We start from the raw sequence: 25,518 nt of genomic DNA on the forward strand, positions 1-25,518 counted from the left end.
AATCACATGCCAGTCCTGCCGCCCGCCTTCCCCGATCCCACGCGCAGCCAGACCTACGACAGCGTGCTCGAACTGATCGGCAACACGCCGCTCGTCAGGCTCAACCGCCTCACCGAGGGTCTGCCCGCCACCGTCTACGTCAAGCTCGACGGATTCAACCCGGGCGGCTCCTCGAAGGATCGCATCGGGCTCAACATCGTGCGCGAGGCGATCAGCAGCGGCGATCTGCAGCCCGGCGGCCGCATCACGGACACCGGCGCGGGCAACACCGCAATCGGCATCGCGCTCGCGGGCAACGCCACGGGCCACCCCTCGAGCTCCGTGCCGCTGCCCACGCTCTCACCCGAGAAGGCCAAGCTGCTCGCCTTCCTCGGCGTCGAGCTGCTGCCCGGCCGGCCCGACGTGCCGCGCGACGACCCCGAGTACTGGGCCAACGTCGCCGAGGCCCGTGCCGCGTCGGAGGAGCACGGCTGGTGGTCGCACCAGGAGTCCAACCACGACAACCCCGCCTCGCACATCGCCTCCACCGGCCCGGAGATCTGGCACCAGACGGCCGGCCGCGTCACACACTTCTTCGCCCAGATCGCCACCGGCGGCACCGTCAGCGGCACCGGCGCCTACCTGCACGGCCAGAACCCCGACATCGCCGTGATCGCCACCGACTTCCACGGTTCGATGCACTCGCAGTCGAACCTCTACCGGGTGGCCTCCCGCGAGCCCGGCTACGAGCAGCTCGAGCACGACTGGCCCGCGAACATCGACCTCGACGTCATCGACCGCTTCGAGCAGCGGGAGCGGGAGGAGGCGATCGAGCTCGGCTGGCGCGCGGCGCGCGAGGAGGGTCTGCTCATCGGCGTCTCCTCGGCCCTTTCGCTGAAGGTGGCCCTCGACCTCGCCGCCGAGGCGGATGAGGACGACGTGTTCGTCGTCTTCTCGGCCGACAGCGCGCGCGACTACGTGTCGCGCGAGTACCACCTCGACTGGCTCCGGGAGAACGGCTACGAGCGGCTCGCCGACCGCATCGCCCGGGGAGAGGTGGCGAGCGCCGCACCCGCGGGCGCCCCTGAGCCCGCGGATCGCCCCCTGTCCCGCATCCCCGCGTAGTCCCGCACCGCACCGTCCCAGGAGACCACCATGCCCCGCTCCCCGCGACCCGATCGCGATCACCTGATCCTCGCCCTCAGCTACTGGCCCACGGGCGCCACCAACAGCGGCTGGCGCTCGGGATCCTCCTACCTCGGAGGCATCTTCGACCCGGCCCTCCTCGCCGAGACCGCCCGCACGGCCGAGCGCGGCGTCTTCGACTACTTCTTCTGGGGCAACACGGAGGACAGCTCGAACGCCAACCCCGGCGGAGTCGTCCGCAACGCCTTCCAGCTGAACGGCTTCACCGCCGCAGCCCACCTCGCGGCCGTCACGTCGCGGATCGGCCTCGTCGCCAGCGTCAACACGACCTACAGCGATCCCTACCTCACCGCCCAGCTCGCCAGCAACGTCGACCACCTGTCGCGCGGCAGGTTCGGCATCAATTTCGTGGCCGGCGCCCCGGGCGGCGCGGCGTACCGCAACTTCAGCTACACCCAGCGGCCCGACCACGACGACGCCTACGTACGGGCGAACGAGTACCTCGAGATCTTCACGCGCCTGCAGGACTCCTGGTCCGACGACTGGTTCGTCGGCGACAAGGAGCGGGGGCGGCTCTTCGCGCCCGAGGCCGCGGAGCCGATCGACTTCGCGGGCGAGCACTTCCGCGTCGCCGGCCCGCTCAACGCGCCCCGCTCGCCGCAGGGCCGCGTGCCGATCCTGCACGCGGGCACCTCCCCCGAGTCGTTCGAGCTCGGCGCCCGCTACGCCGACGTGCGCTTCAGCCCCTACGCCTCGGTGCCGTGGAACCGGCGCTACGCGCAGACCCACCGCGATCTCGCCGCGCAGCACGGCCGCGATCCCGAGGACTACGCCTTCGTCGTGGGCGCGAACATCTACGTCGCCGACACCCGCGCGCGGGCCCGCGAGCTCTTCAACGAGGTGCAGGACAACCTCGTCGAGCGCTTCGCCCCCGGGCTCGTATCGCGCCAGCTCGGGATCGACGCGGAGCGCGTGCGCCCGCAGGTGCGCGTCAGTGCGGAGATCGACGTCGACGCGCTGCCGGCCGACGGCACCGCCCGCGCGCTCCTCGACGACTTCGCGCGCATCACCGGCGACTACGACTTCACCTTCGACGAGCTCTTCCGCTTCGCCGCCAACAAGAAGAACTTCCCCGTCGTGGTGGGCGATCCCCGCGACGTCGCCGACTGGATCGAGGAGGGCTACGTCTCCCGCGCCTTCGACGGCGTCAAGGTGTTCCCGCCGTTCATGCGCTCGGCATTCGGCGACTTCGTCGACTTCGTCGTACCCGAGCTGCAGCGGCGCGGGATCGCGCGCACCTCGTACACGAGCGACACCCTCCGCGGCCACCTCGGCCTGTCCCGGCCCGCCGTGCTGCGCCGCCGGCCCGAGGCGGCCGCCGGCCCCGGGTCGTTGGACGCGCCCGGCGCATCCGAGGCCTCGGTCGACGAGACGCGCGCCGAGGCGCCCGAGCTGCAGGGGGTGAACGCATGAGCGGCGCGTTCGAGGTGACCCGCGACATCGAGTACCGCGCGGCCGACGGCGCCCACTCGGCCCAGCGCTTCGACCTCTTCCGGCCGGAGACGCCCCGGCTGCCCGGCGCGTTCATCTACCTCCACGGCGGTGGCTGGCGCTACGGCGACAAGTCGACGAGCGAGCGCATCCCCGCCGCGCTCGCGAGCGCGGGCATCACGACCATCAACGCGAACTACACCCTCACCTCGGATCATCCGTACCCCCGCAACCTGGACGACGTCTTCGCACTGATCGAGTACACCGGCGAGCACGCGCAGGAGCTCGGCCTCGGAGCCGACGGCCCTCCCGTGGCCGCGATCGGCGGATCCTCGGCCGGCGGGCATCTCGCCTCGCTCGCGGTCACGAAGGGCATCGCCGAGGATCGCCTCGCCTCCGTTCCCGCGGCCGTCGTGTCGTGGTACGCGCCCCTCGACCCCGCGTCGCGCTACCTGAAGCACCGGTATCCGGACGCCCCGTACCCGGGAGGCTTCTGGGATCGCGGGGATGCCGCGCCGCCGGTGCCCCGCGACCCGTTCGTGCAGTTCATCGGCACCCCCGAGTTCGATACCGTCACACTGCGCGACGCGCTCGACGGCGACCCCCGGCTGCACCTCGCGGAGCTCTCCCCCGCGGACCTCCCGCCGTTCCTCCTGCTCGTCGGATCGCGCGACTCCGCGGAGATCCGCTACTCGCAGCGCACCTGGCACGGCGCCCTGCGGTCGATCGGCGCCGATTCGACGCTGCTCGAGCTCGAGGACGCCGACCACGCCGATCCGCTCTTCTCATCCCACCCCCTCATCGGCGCCGTCATCGGCCACGTCGAATCGGCCGCGCCCTCCGCGCGCGGCCGGGTCGCCGCTGCGCGCCTCCAACCCCGCACCGCTTGAAAGGACCCCCCACACCCATGCACACGAAGTCGAAGAACCCCCGCCGCCTCGGCGCACTCGCCCTGCTGCTCGCCGTTCCCGCGCTGCTCACCGCCTGCACCTCCAGCAGCTCGGCCCTCGAGCAGAGCGCACCCGCGGAGGAGAGCCAGTCCGCCGAGGGCACCTACACCCTGAAGGTCACCGACCCCGTCAACAACGGCTGGCTCGCGGTCGCGAAGCGCGACGGCGTGCTCGAGGAGGCCCTCGCGCCGCTCGACGCCACCGTCGACTGGGTGCCCGCCAAGGGCGCGGTCTCGGCGAATCTGCCGCTCTTCAGCACCGGTGAGATCCAGGTCAGCGAGGGCGCGTTCACCCCGGTCGTCGGCGCGGCCTCGCAGGACGCGCCGATCCGCGTGGGAGCCGTGCTCGACTCCGACACCGCCGGCGACGACTCCGGCATCATCGCGACCACGGCCAGCGGTGCGACCGAGGTCTCCGACCTCGCCGGCAAGTCGATCGCGGTCAACCCCGCGGGCAAGGGAGAGTACCTCGTGCTCTACGCACTCGAGCAGGAGGGCCTCACCAAGGACGACGTCGAGCTGCAGTACCTGCAGCCGGCGGAAGCGCTGTCGGCGTTCGCCTCCGGCAAGGTCGACGCCATCGCCACCTTCGGCGACTTCTTCCGCCAGGCGAAGGAGACCGGCACCATCGTGGCCACCGAGAAGGATCTCGACTCGCAGGATCGGGAGATCATCCTGTTCACCACGGACCTCCTCGAAGAGCGCCCCGACATCGCGAAGGCCGTCGTGGAGGCCGCGGGCCCGCTCATCGCCGATCGCTCGGAGAATCCCGAGGACTACGTCAACGTCTTCGAGTCGAGCGGCCCGCGCGCGCTCGAGGGAGACGCCCTCGCCTGGCAGATCGAGGTCAACGGCGCGAAGCCGGCGACGCTGCGCCTCCCCACCGACCAGGACCGCGAGCGGTTGCAGTCGATCATCGACGTGTTCGCGACGAACGGCGTGATCCCCGAGGGAGTGAAGGCCGATGACCTCATCGCAGATCTCGGCTGAGGTCGGCCGGGCGCCGGCGGGGGCTCGCTCCTCCGCCGGCGCCACGGCCCCGCCGGGCGCTCCCGAAGGCGTCGCGGCGACGGCGGCGACGACCGCGCTGCGGGAGCCCGCCTATCCCCGTCGCCGCGTCACGCGGCGCGGCGTGGTGGCGCTGCGCCGCGCCGCGATCCCCGCCGCGATCCTGCTGGGCTGGTGGCTCGTCTCGGGCCTCGGCCTCGTGCCTACGGCCGTGCTGCCGACGATCCCCGACGTGCTGCTCGCGGGCTGGGATCTCGTCACCAGCGGCCAGCTCGTCACCTCCCTCGGCGCCTCGCTGCTGCGGGTGCTCGTGGGTGTGCTGCTCGGGGCGGGCCTCGGGCTGCTGCTCGGGCTCCTCTCAGGACTGTCCAAGGCCGGCGAGGATCTGGTCGACGGCTCGCTCCAGATCATCCGCGCGATCCCCTTCCTCGCCGTCGTCCCGCTGTTCATCGCCTGGTTCGGGATCGACGAGACCTTCAAGGTGCTCGTGATCGCGTTCGCGACCATCGCCCCGATGTACGCCTACGTCTACCTCGCGGTCCGCGGCATCGACCGCAAGCTCGTCGAGGCGGCGCGCGGCTACGGGCTCGCGGGCGCCCAGCTGATCCGCGAGGTCATCCTGCCGCTCTCGCTCCCCGGCATCCTCATGGCGCTCCGGATCAGCCTCAGCATCAGCATCGGCGCGCTGATCGCGGCCGAGAACGTCGGCACCCGCGTGGGGCTGGGCTACCTCGTCTCGCTCGCCCAGCAGTACAACCGGGTCGACTACCTGTTCCTGTGCGTCGTCATCTACGCCGTGCTGGGCCTGCTCTTCGACGCGCTCGTGCGACTGCTCGAGCACACGCTCCTCCCCTGGCGCCAGGGGGTGTCGCTGCGATGACCGCCGTCTCCACCGTCGACCCCACAGTGCTGCGCGTGCGCGCCCACGGCGTGCGGCTCGCCTTCGAGGGCAGGCAGGTGCTCGACGGCCTCGACCTCGAGGTGGCCAGCGGCGAGTTCGTCGTGCTGCTCGGCCCGAGCGGCACCGGCAAGACCTCGCTGCTGCGCGTGCTGGCGGGCCTGCAGCGCCCGGACTCCGGCGAAGTGCTCGTGCCCGAGCGCAGCACCTTCGTGTACCAGGAGCCGCGCCTGATCCCCTCGAAGCGCGTCTACGCCAACGTGGCGATCGGCCTGCCGCGATCCCCCGAGACCCGCGCCGCCGTCGAGAGCGCCCTGGAGGAGGTCGGTCTCGCCGGGCGCGAGCGCAGCTGGCCCGCGACCCTGTCGGGGGGAGAGGCGCAGCGCGTGGCGCTCGCTCGAGCACTCGTGCGCCGCCCCCAGCTGCTCCTGCTCGACGAGCCGTTCGCCGCCCTCGACGCGCTGAAGCGCATCGAGATGCAGACGCTCGTGGGCGAGCTCGTCGCCCGGCACGGCCCGGCCGTGGTGCTCGTCACCCACGACATCGACGAGGCGATCCGTCTCGCCGACCGGATCCTCGTGCTGAACGCGGGCGGCTTCGCCTACGAGCACGTCGTGGAGACGCCGCATCCGCGCGACACCGGGCTTCCGGAGCTCGCGCCGCTGCGGCAGCGGCTCCTCGAGGAGCTGCACATCCGGTGACGCCGGGCTTGCGGTCGCCGATCGCCGAAGCACCGCTGCCCCGTCGCTCTGCGCGAGCTCGTCTTCTCCCCGTCATGCTGCGCGAGCTCGCGAGTCGCAGAATCCATAGGCGTGGTGGATCCTGCGACTCGTCGAGCTCGCGCGGGATGACGGGGTAGCCGGCCGATCGGATCGCCGTCTCTCAGCACGCCTGACGCGGTGGCGTCACCGCAGCGCGCGGCAGAACGCTAGCGCGTTCTGCTCTCAGCGCGCTGCGCAAACGCCGTCTCGTAGATCAGCACGCTCGCTGCAGTGGCGAGGTTGAGTGACTCCGCGGCGCCGTAGACGGGGAGTTTCAGCGAGCGGTCGGCGAGGGCGCGCTCGCCGTCGCTCAGACCTCGCGCCTCGTTGCCGAAGATCCAGGCGACCGGCTCCGCGAGCACGCCTTCAGCGCGGGCCTCGAGCAGATCGGTGCCGCGCACGTCGGCCGCGAGCACCGCGAGACCCGCGTCCCGGGCCGCCCCGGTCGCCTCGCCCAGCGACGCCGCGACCGCGACCGGCAGGTGGAACAGCGACCCGGTCGTCGAGCGCACCACCTTCGGGTGGAAGGGGTCGATGCTCTCCCCCGCGAAGATCACCGCGTCGGCGCCCGCCGCGTCGGCGACGCGCAGCACCGCACCGGCATTGCCGGGATCCCGCACCTCGTGCAGCACCACGACGAGCCGGGCGCCGCCTACCGCCTCGGCGACCGGGGTCCGCCAGGTACACGCCACAGCCACGACGCCCTGCGGGTTGACGGTCTCGCTCATCGCCGCGAGCACGTCGTCGGTGACCCGCTCCAGGCGCACCCCCGACTCCGAGGCGAGGCGATCCACCTCGAACTGCCAGGGCTCGTTGCCCATCGTGGCGTAGACGGTCTCGGCCAGCTCCGGCCGGTGCGCGAGCAGCTCGCGCACCGCCTGCGGCCCCTCGACCAGGAAGCGCCCCTGCGCCAGGCGTTCCTTCTTGCGGGCGAGCGCCGCCGCACGCCGCACACGGGCCGACTTGGGGTTGCTCAGGATCGCATCGTTCACCCGTCCACACTACCCGCGGCAGATGGCCGGGGCCGCCCCCGCTCGCCGAAACCGAGCACGTTCTCCGAAACCGCAGAAGTTATCAGTGCGGAAGCACTCGTGCTCGAACAAGCGAGTCGGTCTCGGCAGAGCGGGGCGGGGCGGGGCCCGGGACGGGGCGGGACGGAACCCGGGACGGGGCTCGCGGGGCACCGCCACTCGCCGCCCGCTCCCTCTTCCCGCAAGTGGAAGTCGCGAGACGCTGCATCCATGCGGGTGAAGCGGCCGAACGAGACTCCCGCGTTGCGCAGAAGCGCCCGTGCACGCGGAAGAGCCCCGTCGCCGATCGGTGACGGGGCTCTTCGGAGCGAGAGGGCTGCTTACGCGGCCTTCGGAGCCGAGGTGTCCTCGGGCAGTGCGTTCTTCGCGACCTCGACGAGGGTGGCGAAGGCGGCCTGGTCGTTCACCGCGAGCTCGGCGAGCATACGACGGTCGACCTCGACACCCGCGAGGCCGAGGCCCTGGATGAAGCGGTTGTAGGTGAGGCCGTTCGCACGGGCGCCGGCGTTGATCCGCTGGATCCACAGACGACGGAAGTCGCCCTTCTTCTTGCGGCGGTCGTTGTACGAGTAGACGAGCGAGTGGATGACCTGCTCTTTGGCCTTGCGGTACAGACGCGAACGCTGCCCGCGGTAGCCCTCGGCGCGCTCGAGGATGACGCGACGCTTCTTGTGGGCGTTGACGGCCCGCTTGACTCTTGCCATTTCAGTTCTTCCTTACGAAAAGTCTTGGGTGTTGAGGGCCGTGATCAGTGGCCGAGGAGCTTCATGGCCTGCTTGGCGTCGCCCTTGGCGAGCACCTGCTCGGCGTTCAGGCGGCGCTTGCGCTTCGAGGCCTTGACCTCGAGGTTGTGACGCATGCCGGCCTGCTGCTTCATCAGCTTGCCGGAGCCGGTGAGCTTGAAGCGCTTCTTGGCCCCGGAGTGGGTCTTCTGCTTGGGCATCGATTTCTCCTTGTTGTGTGCGCGCCTGAACGGCTGCGTGGTGCACGGCTGCGGCTGCGCTGAGCAGCCCGCCGCAGATTATTCGCCGGCGGGAGCGGAGGCGGTGCCGGCCGCCTTGTCCGCCCTGCGGGTGGCCTTCTCCTCTGCGCGACGAGCGTTCTGCTCGGCCTTCGCCTCGGACTTGTTCTTGAGCGGTGCGATGACCATCACCATGTTGCGGCCGTCGATCCGAGGAGACGACTCGACGGTGCCGAACTCGGCGATGTCCTCCGCGAACTGCTGCAGCAGGCGCACGCCCATCTCGGGACGCGACTGCTCGCGACCGCGGAACAGGATCATGGCCTTGACCTTGTCGCCCTGCGAGAGGAAGCCGACGGCTCGCTTCGTCTTCGTCTCGTAGTCGTGCTTGTCGATCTTCAGGCGGAAGCGGACCTCCTTGAGGACCGTGTTCGCCTGGTTGCGGCGGGCTTCCTTCTGCTTCTGGGCGGCCTCGTACTTGTACTTGCCGAAGTCCATGATCTTGGCCACGGGCGGCTTCGAGTTCGGGGCAACCTCGACGAGATCGAGATCGGCGTCTGCCGCCAGGCGAAGCGCAGTCTCGATCGGCACGACACCGACCTGCTCGCCACTGGGTCCTACCAGTCGCACCTCGGGGACGCGGATTCTGTCATTCGTACGGGGATCGCTGATCGCAGGCTCCTCTGATCTCGTGTGATGGTCGCTCGTCGAGCGACGGACGGAGATCAGGGCCGCGCACGCGCCACCCGCACCCTTCAGCTGTCGCGTGAACGACGGGGCGCCAACTACCCGGTAACCTAGAAGGCGGTGCCGGGTGGGAGTATCTCCTCTTCCGCATCTCGGCAAGACGCCGAGAACCACAGATAATCATAGCACACGCACGATCCCGACAGTCAGGACACCATGAGCGAGAACCCGCAGCAGGACGCGATCCCCGAGGCCGAGGCCGACGTCGCCGCTCAGGCGGCGCGCGACATCGCCGAGGTCCCCGCGGTCGAGATCATCACCGCTGCCGCGGTGAACCTGCTCAGCGCGGCGGCGATCAAGTGCGGGCTCTCCGAGGATCCCGAGAACGAGACCGATCTCGACGAGGCGCGCAAGCTCATCAACGCGCTCGCCGGTCTCATCACCGCCGGCGCCCCCGAGATCAGCGACTCGCACGCGCGCCCCCTGCGCGACGGCCTGCGCTCCGTGCAGCTGGCGTTCCGCGAGGCCTCGGCCATCCCCGACGAGCCGGGCAAGGGCCCCGGCGAGAAGTACACCGGATCGGTGATCTGACAACCGGCGCCCGAGAGACTCGCACGGGTGCACTGAGCAGGATCTCGGCATCACCCCGCGGCTGCCGAGACAGCCGAGCAGGCTGAGCGAGCCGAAGCGCGCTCGATCGACGGATGACTACATCACTGCGCGCGTCAGTAGTTGTCGCCAAACGGCCGGTTTGGTGACAACTACTGACGCGCGTAGACGGGGCTAGCGCCCTCGGTCTGCCGCCCAGAGGCTCGGCGGCTCGGCGGCTCCTCGGTTCAACCGCTCACCCGAGCAGCGGCACCGGCCCGCCCAGACGCGCGTCGCGCCACAGGTCCACGTCGGCGTCCACGCGCTCCAGCAGTTCGTCGATCGCCGCGAGCTCGCCGGCCTCGAGATCGAGCCGCTCCAGCGCCCGCCAGTTCTCGTCGAGCTGCGAGAGGCGGCTCGCGCCGATCACGAGGCTCGTCACCCGGGGATCCCGCAGCGCCCACGCGAGCGCCAGCTGTGCGAGGCTCTGCCCGCGATCGGCCGCGATCGCCGCGAGCCCGCGCAGGCACTCGCGCAGCTCATCGGTGAGCGCACCGGTGGAGAAGCTGCCGGGACTCGCCGCGCGCGATCCCTCGGGCACCCCGTCGAGATACTTGTCGGTGAGCATGCCCTGGGCGAGGGCGGTGAAGCCGATCACCCCGAAGCCCTCCTCCGAGGCGGCATCGAGCAAACCGTCCTGCTCGATCCACCGGTTCAGCATGCTGTAGGAGGGCTGGTGGATCGCGATCGGTGTGCCGAGCTGCCGCAGCAGCCCCGCGAGCTCGCGGCTCGCCGCGGCCGAGTATGACGACATGCCGACGTAGTCGGCGCGGCCGGAGCGCACGATGTGGTCGAGCGCGGTCGCGGTCTCCTCGAGCGGCGTGCGGGGATCGGGCCGGTGCGTGTAGAACACGTCGACGCGATCGACGCCGAGCCGCTCCAAGGAGCGATCGAGGCTCGCGACCAGGTGCTTGCGGCCGGCTCCGGCGCCGTGCGGTCCGGGCCACATGTCCCAGCCGGCCTTCGTCGAGATGATCAGCTCGTCGCGGTGGGCCGCGAGATCGCGCTGCAGGATCCGCCCGAAGTTGCGCTCGGCCGAACCGGGCGGCGGGCCGTAGTTGTTGGCGAGGTCGAAGTGGAAGATGCCGCGCTCGAAGGCACCCAGCACCAGCTCGCGCTGAGTGTCGTGCGGGCGGTCATCGCCGAAGTTCTGCCACAGTCCGAGCGAGAGGAGGGGCAGGTGCAGGCCGCTCCTCCCGACGCGGCGCACGGCGGTGCGGTCGTAGCGGGACGTCTCGGAATCGAAGCTCATGACCCCCGATGGTAGCCCTTCCCGCGGAACCGGCGCGCGGGTCGGCGCGCGGATCGGCCTCAGCCCGGTCCGCAAGCCGTCCCGCGATGCGGCAGGATAGGGGCATGCACGCTTCCGCCTCCCCTCCGGCAGACGCCGCAGGGGCCCCTCGGAGCGCGCAGGTGCGGGCCGGGCTCGCCGACTCGCTCGGAGTCGGGATCGGGATCTTCCCGCTCGGCGTGGCTCTGGGCATGCTCGTGATGCAGGCGGGCCTCCCGTGGTGGCTCGCCCCCGCTCTCTCGATCGGCGTCTTCGCGGGCTCGGTCGAGCTCCTCCTCGTGAGCATGCTCGCGTCGGCGGCCCCGCTGGTCACGATCGCGGCGACGGTGTTCGCGCTCAACTTCCGGCACGTCTTCTACGCGTTCTCCTTTCCGCTGACGCGGGTGCGGAGGGGGCTCCCCCGCGCCTACTCCGTGTACGCGCTCATCGACGAGGCCTACGCCACCTACGCGCTCCTGCCCGCCGAGAAGCTGAGCTCGGCGAGGATCGTGACCGGCCAGCTCGCCATGCAGGCCTACTGGGTCGGCGGCGGGCTCCTGGGCGTCGCGATCGCCGCAGCCCTGCCCGAGCCCATCGAGGGCTTCGAGTTCGCGCTCTACGCGCTCTTCATCGTCATGACCCTGGACGCCGCCCGGAGCAGGAGGGAGATCCCGTCGATCCTGCTCGCGGGCCTGGCGATGACCGTCGCGATCCTCATCGCTCCGGACTCGGCGCTGCTCGCCGGGCTCGCCCTCTTCACCGCGCTGCTCGTGCTGCGGTATCTGCTCGGGCGGCGCCGCGACCGAGACGGCGCGCAGCGGGGCGGAGCGGCGGATGATGCCGCGCGGCCCGGCGCACCCGGGGAGGAGAGCGATGCCTGATCCCGCGCTCTGGTATCTGATCGCCGCGATCGCGATCAGCGGGCTGATCACACTCGGCCTGCGCGCGCTCCCCTTCGCGATCCTCAAGCCGCTGCGCAGATCGAAGCTGGTGCAGAAGCTCGGGATCTGGATGCCGGCGGGGCTGCTGCTGATCCTCGTCATCGCGGTGCTGCGCGACGAGATCATCGCGCGCCCCGGAGAGCTGTGGGCCATCGCGGCGGCCTCCGCCGTCACCGTCGTGGTGCATCTCACCTGCAAGCGGCGCGCGCTGCTCAGCATCGCCGCCGGCACGGCCTGCTACGTGATCCTGCTCAACCTCGTCTGAGGTGCGCGCCCGGCGCCGCGGGTGCGGCGGCGGCGTGCTCCGCCCGCGGGGAGCGCGCGGCGCTCAGGCGGCGACGGGACGCAGCCGCAGCGAGTCGACGCGCGCGGCGATGATCGCGTCGGCCGCCCAGCGCTGCTGCGCCGCGGCCACCAGCTCCTGCAAGCCCTCCCGGCCGAGGCCCGGCACGAGCCGCAGGATCACCTCGGTCTCGGGTGCGAGCAGGCGCGCCTCGGGATCCCCCGGCGCGAGCGCGATCCGGGCGACCCGGTGATCCTCCGCGACCGACGCGTCGAACGCGGCGATCACCGCGGGATCGGCCCAGGCCGGCAGCACCCGCGCACCCAGCGCCATCGCCTCGAGCTGGGTGCGGCGCACCCCGAACTCGCGCTCGGGAGTGCCCGGATCGACGATGATGAGGTCCGTCTGCTCCTGCGCGGCCGCAAGGGCGGCCTGCGGGCCGGGCACGGGGATGGGGCGCGCCTCGGGATTCCAGGACCGCATGGTCTCGACCGAGCTGAACACCGGCATCACACGGCGCCCGTCGGGACCCGCCACCGTCACGATCGAGAGCTCCTGCGACTTCTCGACCGCACGCCCCTCGGGGGTGATCCCCGTGTCGCCCGCCTCGGCGAGCAGGGGGATCAGCACGCGGCAGCCGGAGAGCGCGCGGATCGCCTCGGCGTGAGCGTCGGCGAGGCGCCGCAGCCGCTCGGCGTCCTCCCGATCCGCCTGCAGGGCCGCCTCGCGCACCGCCGCCACGGCCGCGGCGAACGCGCGGGGCGTCGCGCCGTCGTCATCGGCGAACGCGGTTCCGTGGTGGTCGAAGCTGCGGCCGGCCCACGGGAACCCCGCGGAGTCGGCCGCACCGCCCGGGACCAGGCTCTCGGGCACCCCCGTGGATCGCGGGGCGTCGCCGGTGGAGGGGAGACGTTTGATGGCCATGAAGGGCTCGGGGCCTACCTGCCGGCGACGTCGAGGGCGGCGGGCAGCGTGAAGGCGCCGTCGTAGAGCGCCTTGCCCACGATCGCACCCTCGACGCCCAGCGGCACGATCTCGCGCAGCGCGGCCAGGTCGTCGAGGCTCGACACCCCGCCCGAGGCGATCACCGGCCGCTCGGTGCGCGCGCAGACGCCCTTGAGCAGCTCGATGTTGGGGCCGCGCAGCGTGCCGTCCTTCGTGACGTCGGTCACCACGTAGCGGGGGCAGTTCGCATCCTCGAGGCGCTCGAGCACCTCCCAGATGTTGCCGCCCTCCTCGGTCCAGCCGCGGGCGGCGAGGGTCTCGCCGCGCACGTCGAGCCCGACCGCGATCTGCTCGCCGTAGCGCGCGATCACCGCGCGGGTCCACTCGGGGTTCTCGAGCGCGGCCGTGCCGAGGTTGACCCGGCGCGCGCCCATCTCGAGCGCCGCCTCGAGGCTGGCGTCATCGCGGATGCCTCCCGAGAACTCGATGTTCACATCGCCGGCGCGCTTGATGATCTTGCGCGCCACGGCGACGTTGCTGCCCCGGCCGAACGCGGCGTCGAGGTCGACCAGGTGGATCCACTCGGCCCCCTGATCGATCCAGTCGAGCGCGGCGTCGACCGGGCTGCCGTAGTTGGTCTCGGTGCCGGCCTCGCCCTGGGTGAGGCGGACGGCCTTGCCGTCCACCATGTCGATGGCGGGCAGCAGCTGCAGCTTGGGGCCGTGCGCGAGCTCGCTCATGTGTACGGTCTCCTTCGGTGTGGGGTTTCGAGAGTGCGGAAGCGCGTCTGCCCGTTCGGGATCGTCGCTCGGGCGACGCGCTCTAGAGGGTGGAGATCCAGTTGCGCAGCAGCTGGATGCCGGCGTCGCCGGACTTCTCGGGGTGGAACTGGGTGGCGCTGAGCGGGCCGTTCTCGACGGCGGCGACGAATCGCTCGCCGTGCTCGGCCCAGGTGACGAGCGGCCTGGTCGCCCCGACCGGCGCTGTGGCGCCAGCAGGATCCGGGCGGAGACGCTCCGCGTTTCCGCCCGATCCGATCCTGCCCTCGAGCGTCCAGTCGGTCGCCGCGTAGCTGTGCACGAAGTAGAAGCGCTCGTCGGAGATGCCCCGGAAGAGCACGGAGTCGTCGGGTGCGTCGACCGTGTTCCAGCCCATGTGCGGCAGCACGGGGGCGCGCAGCTCGCGCACGGTCCCGGGCCACTGGCCGAGCCCCTCGGTCTCGACGCCGCGCTCGACACCGCGCTCGAACATCACCTGCTCGCCCACGCAGATGCCCAGCACAGGGCGCCCGCCCGCCAGCCGCCGGTCGATCAGCTCGTCACCGCGCACCGCGCGCAGCTGCTGCATGACGGCGTCGAAGGCACCCACGCCGGGCACGAGCAGCCCGTCGGCCTCGGCGACGGCCCGCGCATCCCGCGTCAGCTCGACCTCGGCGCCGGCCCGCGCGAGCGCCTTCACCGCCGAGTGCACGTTGCCCGATCCGTAGTCCAGTACGGCGACGCGCTTGCGCGGAGACGTATCAGCAGAACCGCCCACGACCCGCTTCACGGTCACAGAGCGCCCTTCGTGGACGGGATGCCGGCGACGAGCGGATCCTTCGCCTTGGCCTGGCGGAGAGCGCGCGCGAACGCCTTGAACTCGGCCTCGGCGATGTGGTGCGGATCCCGCCCCTCGATCAGCCTGAGGTGCACGGTGAGACGCGCGTTGAGCACGAGCGCCTCGAAGAAGTGCCGCACCATCGAGCCGGTGAAGTGCCCGCCGATGAGGTGGAACTCGAAGCCCGCGGGCTCGCCCGAGTGCACCAGGTAGGGTCGGCCCGAGATGTCGACGACGGCCTGCGCGAGCGCCTCGTCGAGCGGCACGAGTGCGTCGCCGTAGCGGGAGATGCCGCTCTTGTCGCCGAGCGCCTCGAGAATCGCCTGCCCGAGCAGGATCCCGGTGTCCTCGACGGTGTGGTGCACATCGATGTGCACGTCGCCCCTCGCGCGCACCGTGAGGTCGGTGAGCGAGTGCCGCGCCAGCGCCGTGAGCATGTGGTCGAAGAACGGCACCCCGGTGTCGATGTCGGACTCGCCCGTGCCGTCGAGGTCGAGGCTCAGGCTGATCTGCGACTCGCTCGTGGATCGTTCGAGCGAGGCGGTGCGTGGGAGAGCGGTCATATGCTCGATTCTATCGGGCTTCGGCGGTCACCCCGGGCAGGCCGGCTCAGCGCGGCGGTGTGAGCGCCGCGATCGCGTCGATGACCGCGCCGGTCTCCTCCGCAGTGCCCGCGGTGATGCGCAGGTGCCCCGGGATCCCCAGGTTGCGGATGAGGATCCCCCGCGCGCGCAGCGTCTCGAAGACGGCGTCGGGATCGGCGAAGCCCCCGACCAGCAGGAAGTTGGCTCCGGAAGGGTGCACGTCGTAGCCGAGGCCCGCGAGCGCCGCGGCCAGACGGTCGCGCTGGGCGCGGATGTCGGCGACGGTGGCCAGCATCTCGGGGGCGTGCCGGATCGCGGCGGTCGCCGCCGCCTGGGTAAGCGCCGACAGGTGGTAGGGCAGCCGCACGAGGCGCAGCGCGTCGATGACTGCGGGATCCGCCGCGAGGTAGCCGAGGCGCACCCCGGCGAACGCGAAGGCCTTGCTCATGGTGCGCGAGACCAGCAACCGGTGGCGGCCGGGCAGCAGCGCGACGGCGCTCTCGCGCTCGGCGTCGAACTCCTGGTAGGCCTCGTCGACGATGAGGATGCCGTCGAAGGCGTCGTAGGCGGCGAGGATCACGTCGCGATCGAGCGGTGTGCCCGTGGGATTGTTGGGGCCGCACAGGATCGCGATGTCGGGCCGGTGCTCCCGCAGCGCCGCGACGACGATCTCGGGCGTGAGCGCGTAGTCGTCGGGACGGGGGACGGCGATCCAGTCGGTGTCGGTGCCCGACGCCAGGAGCGGGTACATGGAGTAGGTCGGGGTGAAGCTCAGCAGCGAACGGCCCGGCCCTCCGAAGGCCTGCAGGATCTGCTGCAGCACCTCGTTCGACCCGTTCGCGGCCCACAGCTGCTCCGCGGTGAGACCGTGACCGAGGTAGCCGGCCAGCGACTCGCGCAGCTCGGTGAACTCACGGTCGGGATACCGGTTGACACCGCGCACCGCCCGGGCGAGCGATTCGACGATGTCGGCGACGACGTCCTCCGGGATCGGGTGCGTGTTCTCGTTGACGTTGAGGCTCACCGGCACCGGGTCCTGGGGAGCGCCGTAGGGCTGCTTGCCCACGAGGTTGGCGCGGAGGGGCAGATCGCTCAGGCTGGTCACCAGGACAGTCTATTGGGATACTGGGCGCATGATCCCTCGCCCCCTGCGCGTCCGCCTGCTCAACGACTACGAGCTGGTGGTCATGGGGCTGCGAACGATCCTCGAGCCGTTCGCCTCGCGCGTGCAGGTGGTCGAGGTCGACGTGCGGGACACGGCAGACCGCGAGGTCGACCTCACGCTCTACGACACCTTCGGGCGGCCCCGGGCGGCGGGCGACGCGGTCGACGAGGTCGTCGCCGACCCGCGATCGGGCGCCGTCGTCGTCTACACCTGGAACACGCACGAGGATCTCATCGCGCGGGCGCTCGACCACGGCTGCCGGGGGTACATCGACAAGTCCTCGAGCGCCGCGGAGCTCGTGGGCGCCCTCGAGCGGATCCACGCCGGGGAGATCGTGACCTCGCCGGCGCGGGAGCACCCCGCCGAGGAGACCGCCGTCTCCGCCGGCGCCTGGCCGGGACAGCGGGAGGGGCTCAGCGCTCGCGAGGCGGAGGTGATCGCGTTGATCACGCAGGGGCTCACCAATCCCGAGATCGCCCAGCTGAGCTACATCACGCTCAACTCGCTCAAGTCCTACATCCGCTCGGCCTACCGCAAGATGGGCGTCGAGCGCCGCTCGCAGGCCGTGCGCTGGGGCATCGAGCACGGCATGCTGCCCGACGAGGGTGCCTAGGACGCGTCTGCATCAGCCGTTGCGCTGCGGCACCGCGGGAGCGATATCACGACTGGTGATCGGGAGCCCCCGGCTTCGCCGACTCGCGGCGTTTGCGGGATCTCCTCACCATGAAGACGATGCCGGCCACGAGGGCGCCTACGGCGGCCAGCAGCACGAGCATCGGAAGAACGGCGACTCCGGTAATCATGCGGCTCGACCTCGGACGTTTCTCTCGGGTGAACGGTTTCCAGGGTTCACCCTAGGTCGGCCCCGACCGTCACCTCTAGTACCCGAACGGGGGTCATTCTCGAAGTCTCATCGCGCGATGCCGGCCGATCTTCCTCGCGAATCTCCCGCTAGCGATCCCCTCGCGCCTCCCGGGAGGCCTCCGCCCGGCGGCCCGTTCGCGGCGGCTGCTAGACCGGGTAGGGCTCCGCGCGCAGGAGGCGGGCGAGGTGCGCGGCATTGGCGGCCGCCGTCGCCGTGGCGGCCGCGACGGGATCCGGTACCGAGTCGAGCTCCCGGTAATCCGTCTTCTGCATCGCCTCCCCGTTCCAGTACACCGCGGCCTGTGCGGGAATCGTGAAGCCGACGTCCCCGAGCGCCTGGCCGAGCACGGCGGAGATGTGGTGCGCGCCGTCCTCGTTGCCGACGACGACCGGGATCGCGACCTTGTCGAACAGGGTCGGCCGGCCGGCGTCATCCGTCGCCCCCAGTTCCGCGTCGAGCCGTTCGAGCACCCGCTGCGCCACGCTCGAGTGTTGTCCCAGCCAGGTCGGGGTGACGAGCACGAGGATGTCCGCGTCGAGCACGGCGCGCCTGATCTCCGGCCACGCGTCGTCCTGCCCCATGTCGGCCTCCACTCCCGGGAGGATGCGGTGGTCGACGGCTCGCAGCCTTTCGGCCGCGACGCCGTGCTGCGCGAGAGCGTCGAGCACCTGTCCGCCGAGCACGTCCCCGCTCGACGGCTCCGGCGCGACCTTGAGCGTGCAGTTGATCATGAGGGCCTTCAGCGATGCGTCCATGCCGACCACGCTAGAACGCTCGAGAACGATCGGGCAGGGGGTTTCGCCGTAGAGCGCTCAGCGCTACGGTCCGGCGCCGAAGCGAGGCGATCTTAGAGGAGCACGCGACCGAAAAGTACACCCCTCCGGGTGGTAGGTCTCGTTGATACCGTCGGTTCCCGCAGGGTCGTCCCTGTTCGCCCTCGGCCCCGGGGGCCGGCGATCGGGAACAATCACGAAGGCTCGTCTTGGGAACTCTCATCTACGGAAAGTCGCTGCGCTACGAGTTCGAGGACCGGACCCTCGAGCACGTGCGATTCGTGATCGCGGCGAAGCTGCGCAGGAAGGAGTCGTTCTTCCTCACCTGGGCGCCTCACGACACCGGGCGCAGCGGAACGATCTCGCTCTGGATCTCGCCGGAGATGCCCATCGCCTTCCAGTTCTCGGGCACCGTCCAGGGCCCGCTGTCGCGCGAGTGGATCGCCGCTCTCACGCGGCTGTCCTACGGCGACCGCGGTCTCGTGGTCGTGCCCGAGCGGGCGGTGCACGGACGCCGTCGCCCGTCGGGCTAGCCCCGACGGGCCTTCGGCCGCCCGATGATCGCCACGAAGGGCCGGCGAGCGCCTATCGTTCGGCGAGCGCCGCCTCGATCGCCTCGGCGAGTTCGGAGGTGTAGGCGATCTCGAGCATCTCGCCGTCGAGGAAGAACGTCGGCGTGCCGGTGACGCCGAGCGCCTCCCCCGCGGCGAAGTCGCGCTCCACGCGGGCCCGGGTCGCGGGATCCGCGATCGCGGCGTCATAGGCGTCGAGGTCGAGGCCGAGGGTCTCGGCGTAACCGCGGAATCGCGGCGCCTCGCCGGCCTGCTGCTCGCCCCACTCCCCCTGGGTCTCGAACATCATCCGGTACATGCCCTCGAAGTCGCCCTGCTGCGCCGCGGCCTCGACGGCCAGCGCAGCGTTCATCGAGTTGTGGTGGCCGGGCAGCGGAAAGTACCTGACCGCATAGTTGATCTCTCCGGCGTACTCCTCCCGCAGCTCCTCGACGGCGGGGTACACCATTCCGCACACCTCGCACTCGAAATCGAGGAACTCCACGAGCGTCGGAGCGTGCTCGCCCGCGGCGTCGAGCACGTGAGAATCCGCCTCGATCACCGGCGTCGACGCCCGAGTGGCGGCCGTCTCCTCTTCGGAGGGACGATCGAGAAGGGCGACGATGACGAGGATCCCGGTGATGAGGATCAATGCGGGAACGGTGATGAGCATCGCTCTCATCGAGGTGGTGAGTCGGGATGCGGGTCGGGTCGGTGCTGGGTCGGGCATGATGCCTCCTGTGCGGATGAGAGTCTGTCTGGACGAGTCGGGTCCGCCGTCTCGCGCACGCTCGAGGGGCGCGCCGCCGGTACGGGCGACGCACCGCTGCCCCGATCGCGGATCGCGAGCGGCGACACGGAGCGGACGATACGGCGTGACGATACGGCGCGGCGCCGATCAGATCCGGAGCACTCCGAGCACGTGGAGGCGAGGGCCGGCAGTCTCGCGGGAACGCAGCTGCGGGAGCGCCCGGCCCGCAGTGCGCGGGCCGCGACGCGACGCGCTCCCGGGCCCCCGTCGCACCGCTCGGACCGCGCAGATCGCGAGCCCGCAGAGGACGCCGAGCGCGCAGAGTTCCATCAGCGGGTCTCCGCCGGGATCCCCGGCGTGCCCGGCATCGGTCCCGGCGTACTCGATATCGGCACCAACGGCGAACGGAGCGACATCCGTGAGCGATGCGATGTCCGAGAGCGTCGACGATTCCGAGGCCGTCCGAGAGGTCTCGTGGTGCGCGCTCGCCCAGAGACCGACGGCGACCATGAGCACCGCGCACGCGATCGCGACGCCGCGGAAGAAGCGGATTCCCCGGTTCGCGCGACGCTGCTGCGAATCCGTGGACATGGGTGTCATTCTAGGGTCAGTGGCACTGCCGTCGCCGTGCTCGCAACGCTCGAATAGGTCAGTATGTACTGTATAGTCATCACATGCTGACCATAGGTTCTCGCCTCGACGTCATGAATCGTCTCGGCCGCGCCCTGGCCGACCCGACGCGCTCGCGCATCCTGCTGTCCCTGCTGTCGACTCCGGGCTATCCCGCGCAACTGGCGCGGGATCTCGAGCTGACGCGCACGAACGTGTCGAACCATCTCGCGTGCCTGCGCGGCTGCGGCATCGTGGTGGCCGAGCCCGAAGGCCGGCGGACCCGCTACGAGATCGCCGACCCGCACCTCACGGCGGCGCTCACCGCGCTCGTGGATGCCACGCTCGCGGTCGACGAGGACGCCCCCTGCGTAGATCCGGCGTGCACCGTGCCGGGATGCTGCTCGGACGGCCCGGCGCGGGAGACGATGTGAGCGAGGAGTGCTGCGGCCCCGCCACCCCCGAACCCGCCGCTCCGGCCGCGATGCCCGCCGAGCGCGACTCCGAGGCGGGAGTGCCCGCATGGTGGCGCGATCCGGCCCTCCTGCCCTCCGCTCTCGCAGGACTGCTGCTGCTCGCGGGATACGCCTGCGAGTGGGCGGGAGCGGGCGTCCCGGCGCTGGCGCTGCAGTTCACGGCGCTGATCGCCGGAGCCTCGACCTTCGTCCCGGGCGCGATCCGGCGGCTCCGTCACGGCGAACCGGGCGTCGGCCTGCTGATGACCATCGCCGCGATCGGTGCCGTGCTGCTCGGGCACATCGGCGAGGCCGCCGCACTGGCGTTCCTGTTCTCCCTGGCAGAAGCACTCGAGGATCGTGCGATGAGCCGGGCGAAAGCGGGCCTTCGCGCGCTGCTCGAACTCATCCCGCACACCGCGCGCGTGCGGCGCCCCGAGGGCGACATCACGATCGCGGGCGCCGACGTGCGCCGGGGCGAAGTGCTCGTCATCGGCGCCGGTGAGCGCATCGCCACCGACGGCGTGATCGTCGAGGGACGGTCGAGCGTGGACGCGTCGGCCGTCACGGGCGAATCCATTCCCGTGCTCGCCGGGCCGGGCGACCCGGTGGCGGCGGGAACGGTGAACGGCTCCGCGACACTGTGCGTCGAGGCGGTCGCCGATGGAACGGACAACTCGCTGACGCGGATCGTGGCGCTGGTTGCACAGGCTCACGCCCGAAAAGGAGCGCGGGCAAGACTGGCCGACCGCATCGCCCGGCCGCTCGTGCCGCTCGTCCTGGCGGCGGCCGCGCTCGTCGCGCTGTTCGGCATCGCGACCGGGGACCCCCGGCTGTGGATCGAGCGCGCCCTCGTGGTGCTGGTGGCGGCCTCGCCGTGCGCCCTGGCGATCGCGGTTCCCGTCACGGTGATCAGCGCCATCGGCTCGGCGTCGAAGCTCGGCGTGATCATCACCTCCGGCGAGGCGTTCGAGCGCTTCGGCACGATCCGCCGCGTCGCATTCGACAAGACCGGAACCCTCACCCGCAACGAGCCCGTCGTCGTCGACGTTCGGACCGCCGGGACCATCGACCGGCAGAGGGTGCTCGCCCTCGCCGCCGCGCTCGAGGCGAGCAGCGCGCACCCGCTCGCCACGGCGATCATCGCGGCCGCGCCGAGGCCCGGCTTGCGGGCGCAGGACCTCACCGAGGAAGCCGGTCACGGCGTCGAGGGCCGCGTGGACGGCCGGCGGGTGCGGGTCGGCAGCGTGCGCAGGCTCGGAGCAGGAGCACTGCGCCGCGACGCGGAGAGGATGGCCGAGCAGGGCATGACCGTGGTCGCCGTCGCGGAGGAAGAGGAGACCGTGGGCCTCATCGGCGTGCGCGACGAACTCCGTCCCGAGGCCGCCGAGACCGTGCGTCTGCTCGGCGGTCAGGGAATCGCGACCGCCATGCTGACCGGGGACAACGCGCTCACCGCGCGCGCTCTCGCGGCGCGGGCCGGGATCCTCGATGTGCGTGCGGAGATGCTTCCCGCAGACAAGGCCGAGGCGATAGAGGCGCTCGCGGCGGAGCGGCCGACTGCGATGGTCGGCGACGGCATCAACGATGCACCGGCTCTCGCAACCGCCACGGTCGGGATCGCGATGGGAGCGCAGGGTTCGGCTGCAGCAGTCGAATCCGCCGACATCGCGTTCACAGGGCACGACCTGAGGCTCATCCCCGCCGCGATCGCGCACGCCCGCAGGGGCCGTCGCATCATGACCGCGAACATCGTGCTCGCCCTGGCGATCATCGTCGCACTATTCCCCCTCGCGCTCTTCGGAGTACTCGGGCTGGCCGGCGTGGTGCTCGTGCACGAGTTGGCCGAGGTCGTCGTGATTCTCAACGGGATCCGAGCCGCCAGCCGCCCGAAGGACCCGGTGGGAGTCGCCAGGTGGCCTCGACGCGCGCTCGCTCCGCAGGGGTCGCGAGAACCTCAGATCCCCAGCTCATCGGCGGACACGACCGCCGGGCTCTCGGAGTAGCGCAGCGGCACCGCGATCGGCTGCCCCGCCTCGACCCCGGAGCCCTCGAGCTGGTTGAGCTGCACGATCTCGGCCACCAGGTCGCGCGGGTCGGCCGACGGATCGAGCTCGATGGCCAGCGACCACAGCGAGGATCCCGGCTGCACGACCGCGTAGTGGAACTGCTGACCGCCCTCGGCGTCGGACGCGACGGCCTGCGGCGCGCCGAGAGCGGCGACGAAGGCCAGCAGACCCGCCACGAGCACCGTGGCAAGGCCTCCGAACACCACGCGCCCCCGACGGGTGAGCCGCAGCTTGACCGCGCCGCCGTCGGCGGCGGAACCCGCGACCGACGCGATCTCGAGCGCGCCCTGGGCCGGAATCGTCTGCGCATTCATCGTGGTGTCCTTTCTGCTCGACCTTCGCCGGCTGCGCCGGGCGAACATCTGTTTCGAATATATCTTCGAGTTTCCGAAACCGCAAGCGATTCATCGAACACATGTTTCGATCTTTTCCGCGACACTCGAACACATGTTTGCCCGTGTTCGAAGTCAACGGCTAGGGTTTCGAGCAACGGGATCACTGAACCAGCAACCACTGACATTCACGGATCGCGTCACCCGAGCACCGCCCGGCCGAGAAAGGACAGCGATGAGCAACGCTGCCGCGCCCCATTCCGCGAAGCCCCTGAGCGAGAAGCAGCAGGCGATCCTGGAGTACATCGCGCGCTCCGTCGAGAGCCGCGGATACCCCCCGAGCATGCGCGAGATCGGCGACGCCGTCGGCCTCTCCTCGCTCTCGAGCGTCACCCACCAGCTCAGCCGCCTGGAGCTCGGCGGCTACATCCGCCGCGACCCGAACCGGCCGCGCGCGCTCGAGATCCTCGTCGAGCTCGCGGAGACGAGCAGCGCCATCGCCGACGCCCCGACGCAGCAGCCCGAGGAAGCCGCGTACGTGCCCCTCGTCGGCCAGATCGCCGCGGGTGTGCCCATCACCGCCGAGCAGCAGGTCGAGGAGATCGTGCCGCTCCCCCGCCAGCTGGTCGGCGACGGGCAGCTCTTCATGCTGCGCGTGGTCGGCGATTCGATGATCGACGCGGCGATCTGCGACGGCGACTTCGTCGTGGTGCGCCAGCAGCGCGAGGCCGAGAACGGCGACATCGTCGCGGCGATGCTCGACGGCGAGGCCACCGTCAAGGTGTTCCGCCGCCGCGATGGGCACACCTGGCTGCTCCCCCGCAACAGCGCCTTCGAGCCGATCCTCGGCGATCACGCCGAGGTGCTGGGCCGCGTAGTGGCGGTGTTCCGCTCCGTCTGAGCCGGCACCCGGGCCATCCCCAGGGCCGCGGATCCGAGTGGATCCGCGGCCCTTTCGCGTCCCCGACTTGATTTGTTAAACCGAGTATAAATAATCTTGAGAGCATGTCGCTCACGCTCACCGATTCCCCGACGACCCACACCGCACCGGTCGCCGAAACCGCTCCCGCTCGGACCCGATCCCGCGCCGTGCCCTTCATCACCGCCGGGCTGGCCCCCGATCTCGTCCCCTATCCCAGGGGACTGGAGCTGCAGCACGCGGCCGCGCAGCGCATCCGCGACGGCGCCGATCGCGGCACCGTGCTGCTGCTCGAGCACACTCCGGTATACACCGCGGGCAGGCGCGCGCTCCCCGAGGAGTACCCGCAGGACGGCACTCCCGTCGTCCCGGTCGATCGCGGCGGCAAGGTCACCTGGCACGGCCCGGGTCAGCTCGTCGTCTACCCCGTGATCCGCCTGCGCGAGCGCCTCCGGGTCGTCGACTTCGTGCGACTGCTCGAGCGGGTCGTCATCGAGACCGCGGCGGAGTTCGGCATCGCGGGCTTCCGCATCCCGGGCCGCGCGGGCGTCTGGGCCGAGACGGGAGCGCCGGCCCCCTCCAAGTTCGCGCAGATCGGCATCCACACGAGCGGCGGCATCGTCACGCACGGCCTCGCCGTCAACTGCAGCAACGATCTCTCCCCCTTCGCGAACTTCGTGCCCTGCGGCATCACCGACGCCGGAGTGGCCACCCTCTCCGGGCTCGCCGGCTGCACCGTCTCACCGGCGGACATCGCCCCCGTGCTCGAGGCCCGGCTGGCGGCCGCCCTCGAGGAGGCGGCCGAGTGAGCGCGCGGATCCTGCCGTCGACCGGCGCACGCCCCGAGCCCGAGGGCCGCAAGCTGCTGCGCATCGAGGCCCGCAACGCCGAGACGCCCATCGAGAAGAAGCCCGAGTGGATCAAGACCCGCGCCCGGCTCGGGCCCGAGTATCAAGACGTGCACGCGCTGGTGCAGAAGGAGGGCCTGCACACCGTCTGCCAGGAGGCCGGCTGCCCCAACATCTTCGAGTGCTGGGAGGATCGCGAGGCCACCTTCCTCATCGGCGGCTCGATCTGCACGAGGCGCTGCGACTTCTGCATGATCACCTCGGGCAAGCCGCTGCCCCTCGACACGGACGAGCCGCGCCGCGTGGCCGAGTCGGTGCGCACGATGGGGCTGCGCTACGCCACCATCACCGGCGTCACCCGCGACGACCTCCCCGACACCGGCGCGTGGCTCTACGCCGAGACCATCCGGCAGATCCATGAGCTCAACCCGGGATCGGGCGTCGAGGTGCTCGCCGATGATCTCGGCGGCCGTCCCGAGGACCTCGCGCAGGTCTTCGAAGCGGCGCCCGAGGTCTTCGCCCACAACCTCGAGACCGTTCCACGCATCTTCAAGCGGATCCGGCCGGGGTTCCGCTACGAGCGCTCGCTCGGCGTGCTCACGCAGGCCCGGGCGGCCGGCATGATCACCAAGTCGAACCTGATCCTCGGCATGGGCGAGACCCGCGAGGAGATCACGAGCACCATGCGAGAGCTGCGCGACGCCGGATGCGACATCCTCACCCTCACGCAGTATCTGCGCCCCTCGAAGCTCCATCACCCCATCGATCGCTGGGTGCGCCCCGAGGAGTTCGTCGAGCTGAAGGCCGAGGCCGACGCGATGGGGTTCGCGGGCGTGCTGGCCGGCCCGCTCGTGCGCTCCTCCTACCGCGCCGGCCGGCTCTGGGCCCAGACGATGGCGCGCAAGGGCCGCCCCGTCCCCGAGGCGCTGCAGCACCTCGCCGATCGGGCAGCCGAGTCGTTCCCCCAGGCGGTGTGACCCCGAGCCGCCCCGCGTTCCCATCC

Annotated in this window: 31 protein-coding genes; 16 read left to right on the plus strand and 15 right to left on the minus strand. The window is 71.1% G+C overall.

Going from position 1 to position 25,518, the window contains the following annotated elements; translation table 11 throughout:
• Positions 1–6 precede the first annotated feature (6 nt).
• From ACWKZU_RS17495 to ACWKZU_RS17520, 6 genes are read left to right on the plus strand one after another with little or no spacing between them, the layout of a single operon-like run.
• Positions 7–1,104 carry a PLP-dependent cysteine synthase family protein gene (locus ACWKZU_RS17495; protein ID WP_449283616.1) on the plus strand — a complete coding sequence of 366 codons (1,098 nt, stop codon included), beginning with the start codon at positions 7–9 and terminating at the stop codon, positions 1,102–1,104.
• A gap of 30 nt (positions 1,105–1,134) precedes the next feature.
• Positions 1,135–2,598: an NtaA/DmoA family FMN-dependent monooxygenase gene (locus ACWKZU_RS17500; protein ID WP_449283617.1), complete on the plus strand. Its 1,464-nt coding sequence runs from the start codon at positions 1,135–1,137 to the stop codon at positions 2,596–2,598.
• Positions 2,595–3,506 carry an alpha/beta hydrolase gene (locus ACWKZU_RS17505; RefSeq protein ID WP_449283618.1) on the plus strand — a complete coding sequence of 304 codons (912 nt, stop codon included), beginning with the start codon at positions 2,595–2,597 and terminating at the stop codon, positions 3,504–3,506. Before ACWKZU_RS17500 ends, ACWKZU_RS17505 begins: the two co-directional genes overlap by 4 nt.
• Before the next feature lie 17 nt (positions 3,507–3,523).
• A complete protein-coding gene (locus tag ACWKZU_RS17510) occupies positions 3,524–4,555 on the plus strand; it encodes an NrtA/SsuA/CpmA family ABC transporter substrate-binding protein (RefSeq protein WP_449283619.1) in 1,032 nt (343 codons plus the stop codon).
• On the plus strand, positions 4,530–5,453 hold the full coding sequence (locus ACWKZU_RS17515; protein ID WP_449283620.1) for an ABC transporter permease: 924 nt from the start codon (positions 4,530–4,532) through the stop codon (positions 5,451–5,453). Before ACWKZU_RS17510 ends, ACWKZU_RS17515 begins: the two co-directional genes overlap by 26 nt.
• Positions 5,450–6,172 (plus strand): ABC transporter ATP-binding protein, encoded by a 723-nt coding sequence (locus ACWKZU_RS17520; protein WP_449283621.1) that lies wholly within the window; start codon positions 5,450–5,452, stop codon positions 6,170–6,172. Before ACWKZU_RS17515 ends, ACWKZU_RS17520 begins: the two co-directional genes overlap by 4 nt.
• 227 nt (positions 6,173–6,399) lie before the next feature.
• Here ACWKZU_RS17520 and ACWKZU_RS17525 read toward each other — a convergent pair whose 3' ends face one another.
• From ACWKZU_RS17525 to infC, 4 genes are all read right to left on the minus strand, one after another.
• The gene (locus ACWKZU_RS17525) at positions 6,400–7,224 is read right to left on the minus strand and encodes a TrmH family RNA methyltransferase (protein ID WP_449283622.1); all 825 of its coding nucleotides are present in this window, start codon (positions 7,222–7,224) and stop codon (positions 6,400–6,402) included.
• A 359-nt stretch (positions 7,225–7,583) separates the two neighbouring features.
• Positions 7,584–7,967, minus strand: a complete 384-nt coding sequence (gene rplT / locus ACWKZU_RS17530) for a 50S ribosomal protein L20 (protein ID WP_053383560.1) — start codon at positions 7,965–7,967, stop codon at positions 7,584–7,586.
• A gap of 44 nt (positions 7,968–8,011) precedes the next feature.
• Positions 8,012–8,206 (minus strand): 50S ribosomal protein L35, encoded by a 195-nt coding sequence (gene rpmI / locus ACWKZU_RS17535; protein WP_010156662.1) that lies wholly within the window; start codon positions 8,204–8,206, stop codon positions 8,012–8,014.
• A 78-nt stretch (positions 8,207–8,284) separates the two neighbouring features.
• Positions 8,285–8,896: a translation initiation factor IF-3 gene (gene infC, locus ACWKZU_RS17540; protein ID WP_449283693.1), complete on the minus strand. Its 612-nt coding sequence runs from the start codon at positions 8,894–8,896 to the stop codon at positions 8,285–8,287.
• A gap of 231 nt (positions 8,897–9,127) precedes the next feature.
• On the opposite strand from infC, the gene ACWKZU_RS17545 reads away from it, so the two are divergent.
• Positions 9,128–9,502 carry a DUF1844 domain-containing protein gene (locus tag ACWKZU_RS17545; RefSeq protein WP_449283623.1) on the plus strand — a complete coding sequence of 125 codons (375 nt, stop codon included), beginning with the start codon at positions 9,128–9,130 and terminating at the stop codon, positions 9,500–9,502.
• 253 nt (positions 9,503–9,755) lie between these two features.
• On the opposite strand, the gene ACWKZU_RS17550 is transcribed toward ACWKZU_RS17545, so the two are convergent.
• On the minus strand, positions 9,756–10,811 hold the full coding sequence (locus tag ACWKZU_RS17550; protein WP_449283624.1) for an aldo/keto reductase: 1,056 nt from the start codon (positions 10,809–10,811) through the stop codon (positions 9,756–9,758).
• Positions 10,812–10,915: 104 nt separating this feature from the next.
• Between ACWKZU_RS17550 and ACWKZU_RS17555 the strand changes: the two genes are divergently transcribed.
• Positions 10,916–11,710, plus strand: coding sequence for an AzlC family ABC transporter permease (locus tag ACWKZU_RS17555; protein WP_449283625.1), 795 nt, complete (start codon positions 10,916–10,918; stop codon positions 11,708–11,710).
• On the plus strand, positions 11,703–12,035 hold the full coding sequence (locus ACWKZU_RS17560) for a branched-chain amino acid transporter permease (RefSeq protein WP_449283626.1): 333 nt from the start codon (positions 11,703–11,705) through the stop codon (positions 12,033–12,035). The genes ACWKZU_RS17555 and ACWKZU_RS17560 overlap by 8 nt, the downstream gene beginning before the upstream one ends.
• Before the next feature lie 63 nt (positions 12,036–12,098).
• Here ACWKZU_RS17560 and ACWKZU_RS17565 read toward each other — a convergent pair whose 3' ends face one another.
• From ACWKZU_RS17565 to ACWKZU_RS17585, 5 genes are all read right to left on the minus strand, one after another.
• Positions 12,099–12,977, minus strand: coding sequence for an SseB family protein (locus ACWKZU_RS17565; protein ID WP_449283627.1), 879 nt, complete (start codon positions 12,975–12,977; stop codon positions 12,099–12,101).
• A gap of 14 nt (positions 12,978–12,991) precedes the next feature.
• Entirely contained in the window at positions 12,992–13,738 is a 747-nt protein-coding gene (priA, locus tag ACWKZU_RS17570) for a bifunctional 1-(5-phosphoribosyl)-5-((5-phosphoribosylamino)methylideneamino)imidazole-4-carboxamide isomerase/phosphoribosylanthranilate isomerase PriA (RefSeq protein ID WP_449283628.1), read from the minus strand.
• Positions 13,739–13,820: 82 nt separating this feature from the next.
• Positions 13,821–14,552, minus strand: coding sequence for an imidazole glycerol phosphate synthase subunit HisH (gene hisH, locus ACWKZU_RS17575; protein WP_449283629.1), 732 nt, complete (start codon positions 14,550–14,552; stop codon positions 13,821–13,823).
• On the minus strand, positions 14,549–15,157 hold the full coding sequence (gene hisB / locus ACWKZU_RS17580; RefSeq protein WP_449283630.1) for an imidazoleglycerol-phosphate dehydratase HisB: 609 nt from the start codon (positions 15,155–15,157) through the stop codon (positions 14,549–14,551). Before hisB ends, hisH begins: the two co-directional genes overlap by 4 nt.
• 46 nt (positions 15,158–15,203) lie before the next feature.
• Positions 15,204–16,283: a histidinol-phosphate transaminase gene (locus ACWKZU_RS17585; protein ID WP_449283631.1), complete on the minus strand. Its 1,080-nt coding sequence runs from the start codon at positions 16,281–16,283 to the stop codon at positions 15,204–15,206.
• A 28-nt stretch (positions 16,284–16,311) separates the two neighbouring features.
• Between ACWKZU_RS17585 and ACWKZU_RS17590 the strand changes: the two genes are divergently transcribed.
• Positions 16,312–16,956 (plus strand): response regulator transcription factor, encoded by a 645-nt coding sequence (locus ACWKZU_RS17590; RefSeq protein WP_449283632.1) that lies wholly within the window; start codon positions 16,312–16,314, stop codon positions 16,954–16,956.
• 46 nt (positions 16,957–17,002) lie between these two features.
• Here ACWKZU_RS17590 and ACWKZU_RS17595 read toward each other — a convergent pair whose 3' ends face one another.
• Positions 17,003–17,146, minus strand: coding sequence for a hypothetical protein (locus ACWKZU_RS17595; protein ID WP_449283633.1), 144 nt, complete (start codon positions 17,144–17,146; stop codon positions 17,003–17,005).
• 208 nt (positions 17,147–17,354) lie between these two features.
• Positions 17,355–17,963: a flavodoxin family protein gene (locus ACWKZU_RS17600; RefSeq protein ID WP_449283634.1), complete on the minus strand. Its 609-nt coding sequence runs from the start codon at positions 17,961–17,963 to the stop codon at positions 17,355–17,357.
• Between the two features lie 227 nt (positions 17,964–18,190).
• Between ACWKZU_RS17600 and ACWKZU_RS17605 the strand changes: the two genes are divergently transcribed.
• Positions 18,191–18,514, plus strand: a complete 324-nt coding sequence (locus ACWKZU_RS17605) for a DUF7882 family protein (RefSeq protein ID WP_449283635.1) — start codon at positions 18,191–18,193, stop codon at positions 18,512–18,514.
• Positions 18,515–18,566: 52 nt separating this feature from the next.
• Here the strand turns inward: ACWKZU_RS17605 and ACWKZU_RS17610 are convergent, their stop codons facing one another.
• On the minus strand, positions 18,567–19,262 hold the full coding sequence (locus ACWKZU_RS17610) for a DsbA family protein (RefSeq protein ID WP_449283636.1): 696 nt from the start codon (positions 19,260–19,262) through the stop codon (positions 18,567–18,569).
• Between the two features lie 168 nt (positions 19,263–19,430).
• Positions 19,431–19,874: a hypothetical protein gene (locus ACWKZU_RS17615; protein ID WP_449283637.1), complete on the minus strand. Its 444-nt coding sequence runs from the start codon at positions 19,872–19,874 to the stop codon at positions 19,431–19,433.
• A gap of 83 nt (positions 19,875–19,957) precedes the next feature.
• Here ACWKZU_RS17615 and cmtR point away from each other — a divergent pair, with 83 nt between their 5' ends.
• Positions 19,958–20,326, plus strand: coding sequence for a Cd(II)/Pb(II)-sensing metalloregulatory transcriptional regulator CmtR (gene cmtR / locus ACWKZU_RS17620; RefSeq protein WP_449283638.1), 369 nt, complete (start codon positions 19,958–19,960; stop codon positions 20,324–20,326).
• Positions 20,290–22,353 carry a heavy metal translocating P-type ATPase gene (locus tag ACWKZU_RS17625; protein ID WP_449283639.1) on the plus strand — a complete coding sequence of 688 codons (2,064 nt, stop codon included), beginning with the start codon at positions 20,290–20,292 and terminating at the stop codon, positions 22,351–22,353. Before cmtR ends, ACWKZU_RS17625 begins: the two co-directional genes overlap by 37 nt.
• Here ACWKZU_RS17625 and ACWKZU_RS17630 read toward each other — a convergent pair.
• Positions 22,305–22,730, minus strand: a complete 426-nt coding sequence (locus tag ACWKZU_RS17630) for a hypothetical protein (RefSeq protein WP_449283640.1) — start codon at positions 22,728–22,730, stop codon at positions 22,305–22,307. The two genes, ACWKZU_RS17625 and ACWKZU_RS17630, sit on opposite strands and share 49 nt — an antisense overlap.
• Positions 22,731–22,983: 253 nt before the next feature.
• On the opposite strand from ACWKZU_RS17630, the gene lexA reads away from it, so the two are divergent.
• From lexA to lipA, 3 genes are all read left to right on the plus strand, one after another.
• Entirely contained in the window at positions 22,984–23,649 is a 666-nt protein-coding gene (gene lexA / locus ACWKZU_RS17635; protein WP_449283641.1) for a transcriptional repressor LexA, read from the plus strand.
• A gap of 104 nt (positions 23,650–23,753) precedes the next feature.
• Positions 23,754–24,476, plus strand: coding sequence for a lipoyl(octanoyl) transferase LipB (gene lipB, locus ACWKZU_RS17640; RefSeq protein WP_449283642.1), 723 nt, complete (start codon positions 23,754–23,756; stop codon positions 24,474–24,476).
• Positions 24,473–25,492 carry a lipoyl synthase gene (lipA, locus tag ACWKZU_RS17645; RefSeq protein ID WP_449283643.1) on the plus strand — a complete coding sequence of 340 codons (1,020 nt, stop codon included), beginning with the start codon at positions 24,473–24,475 and terminating at the stop codon, positions 25,490–25,492. Before lipB ends, lipA begins: the two co-directional genes overlap by 4 nt.
• The last annotated feature ends 26 nt before the right edge of the window (positions 25,493–25,518 follow it).

It is taken from the genome of Leucobacter sp. (genome assembly GCF_053528595.1).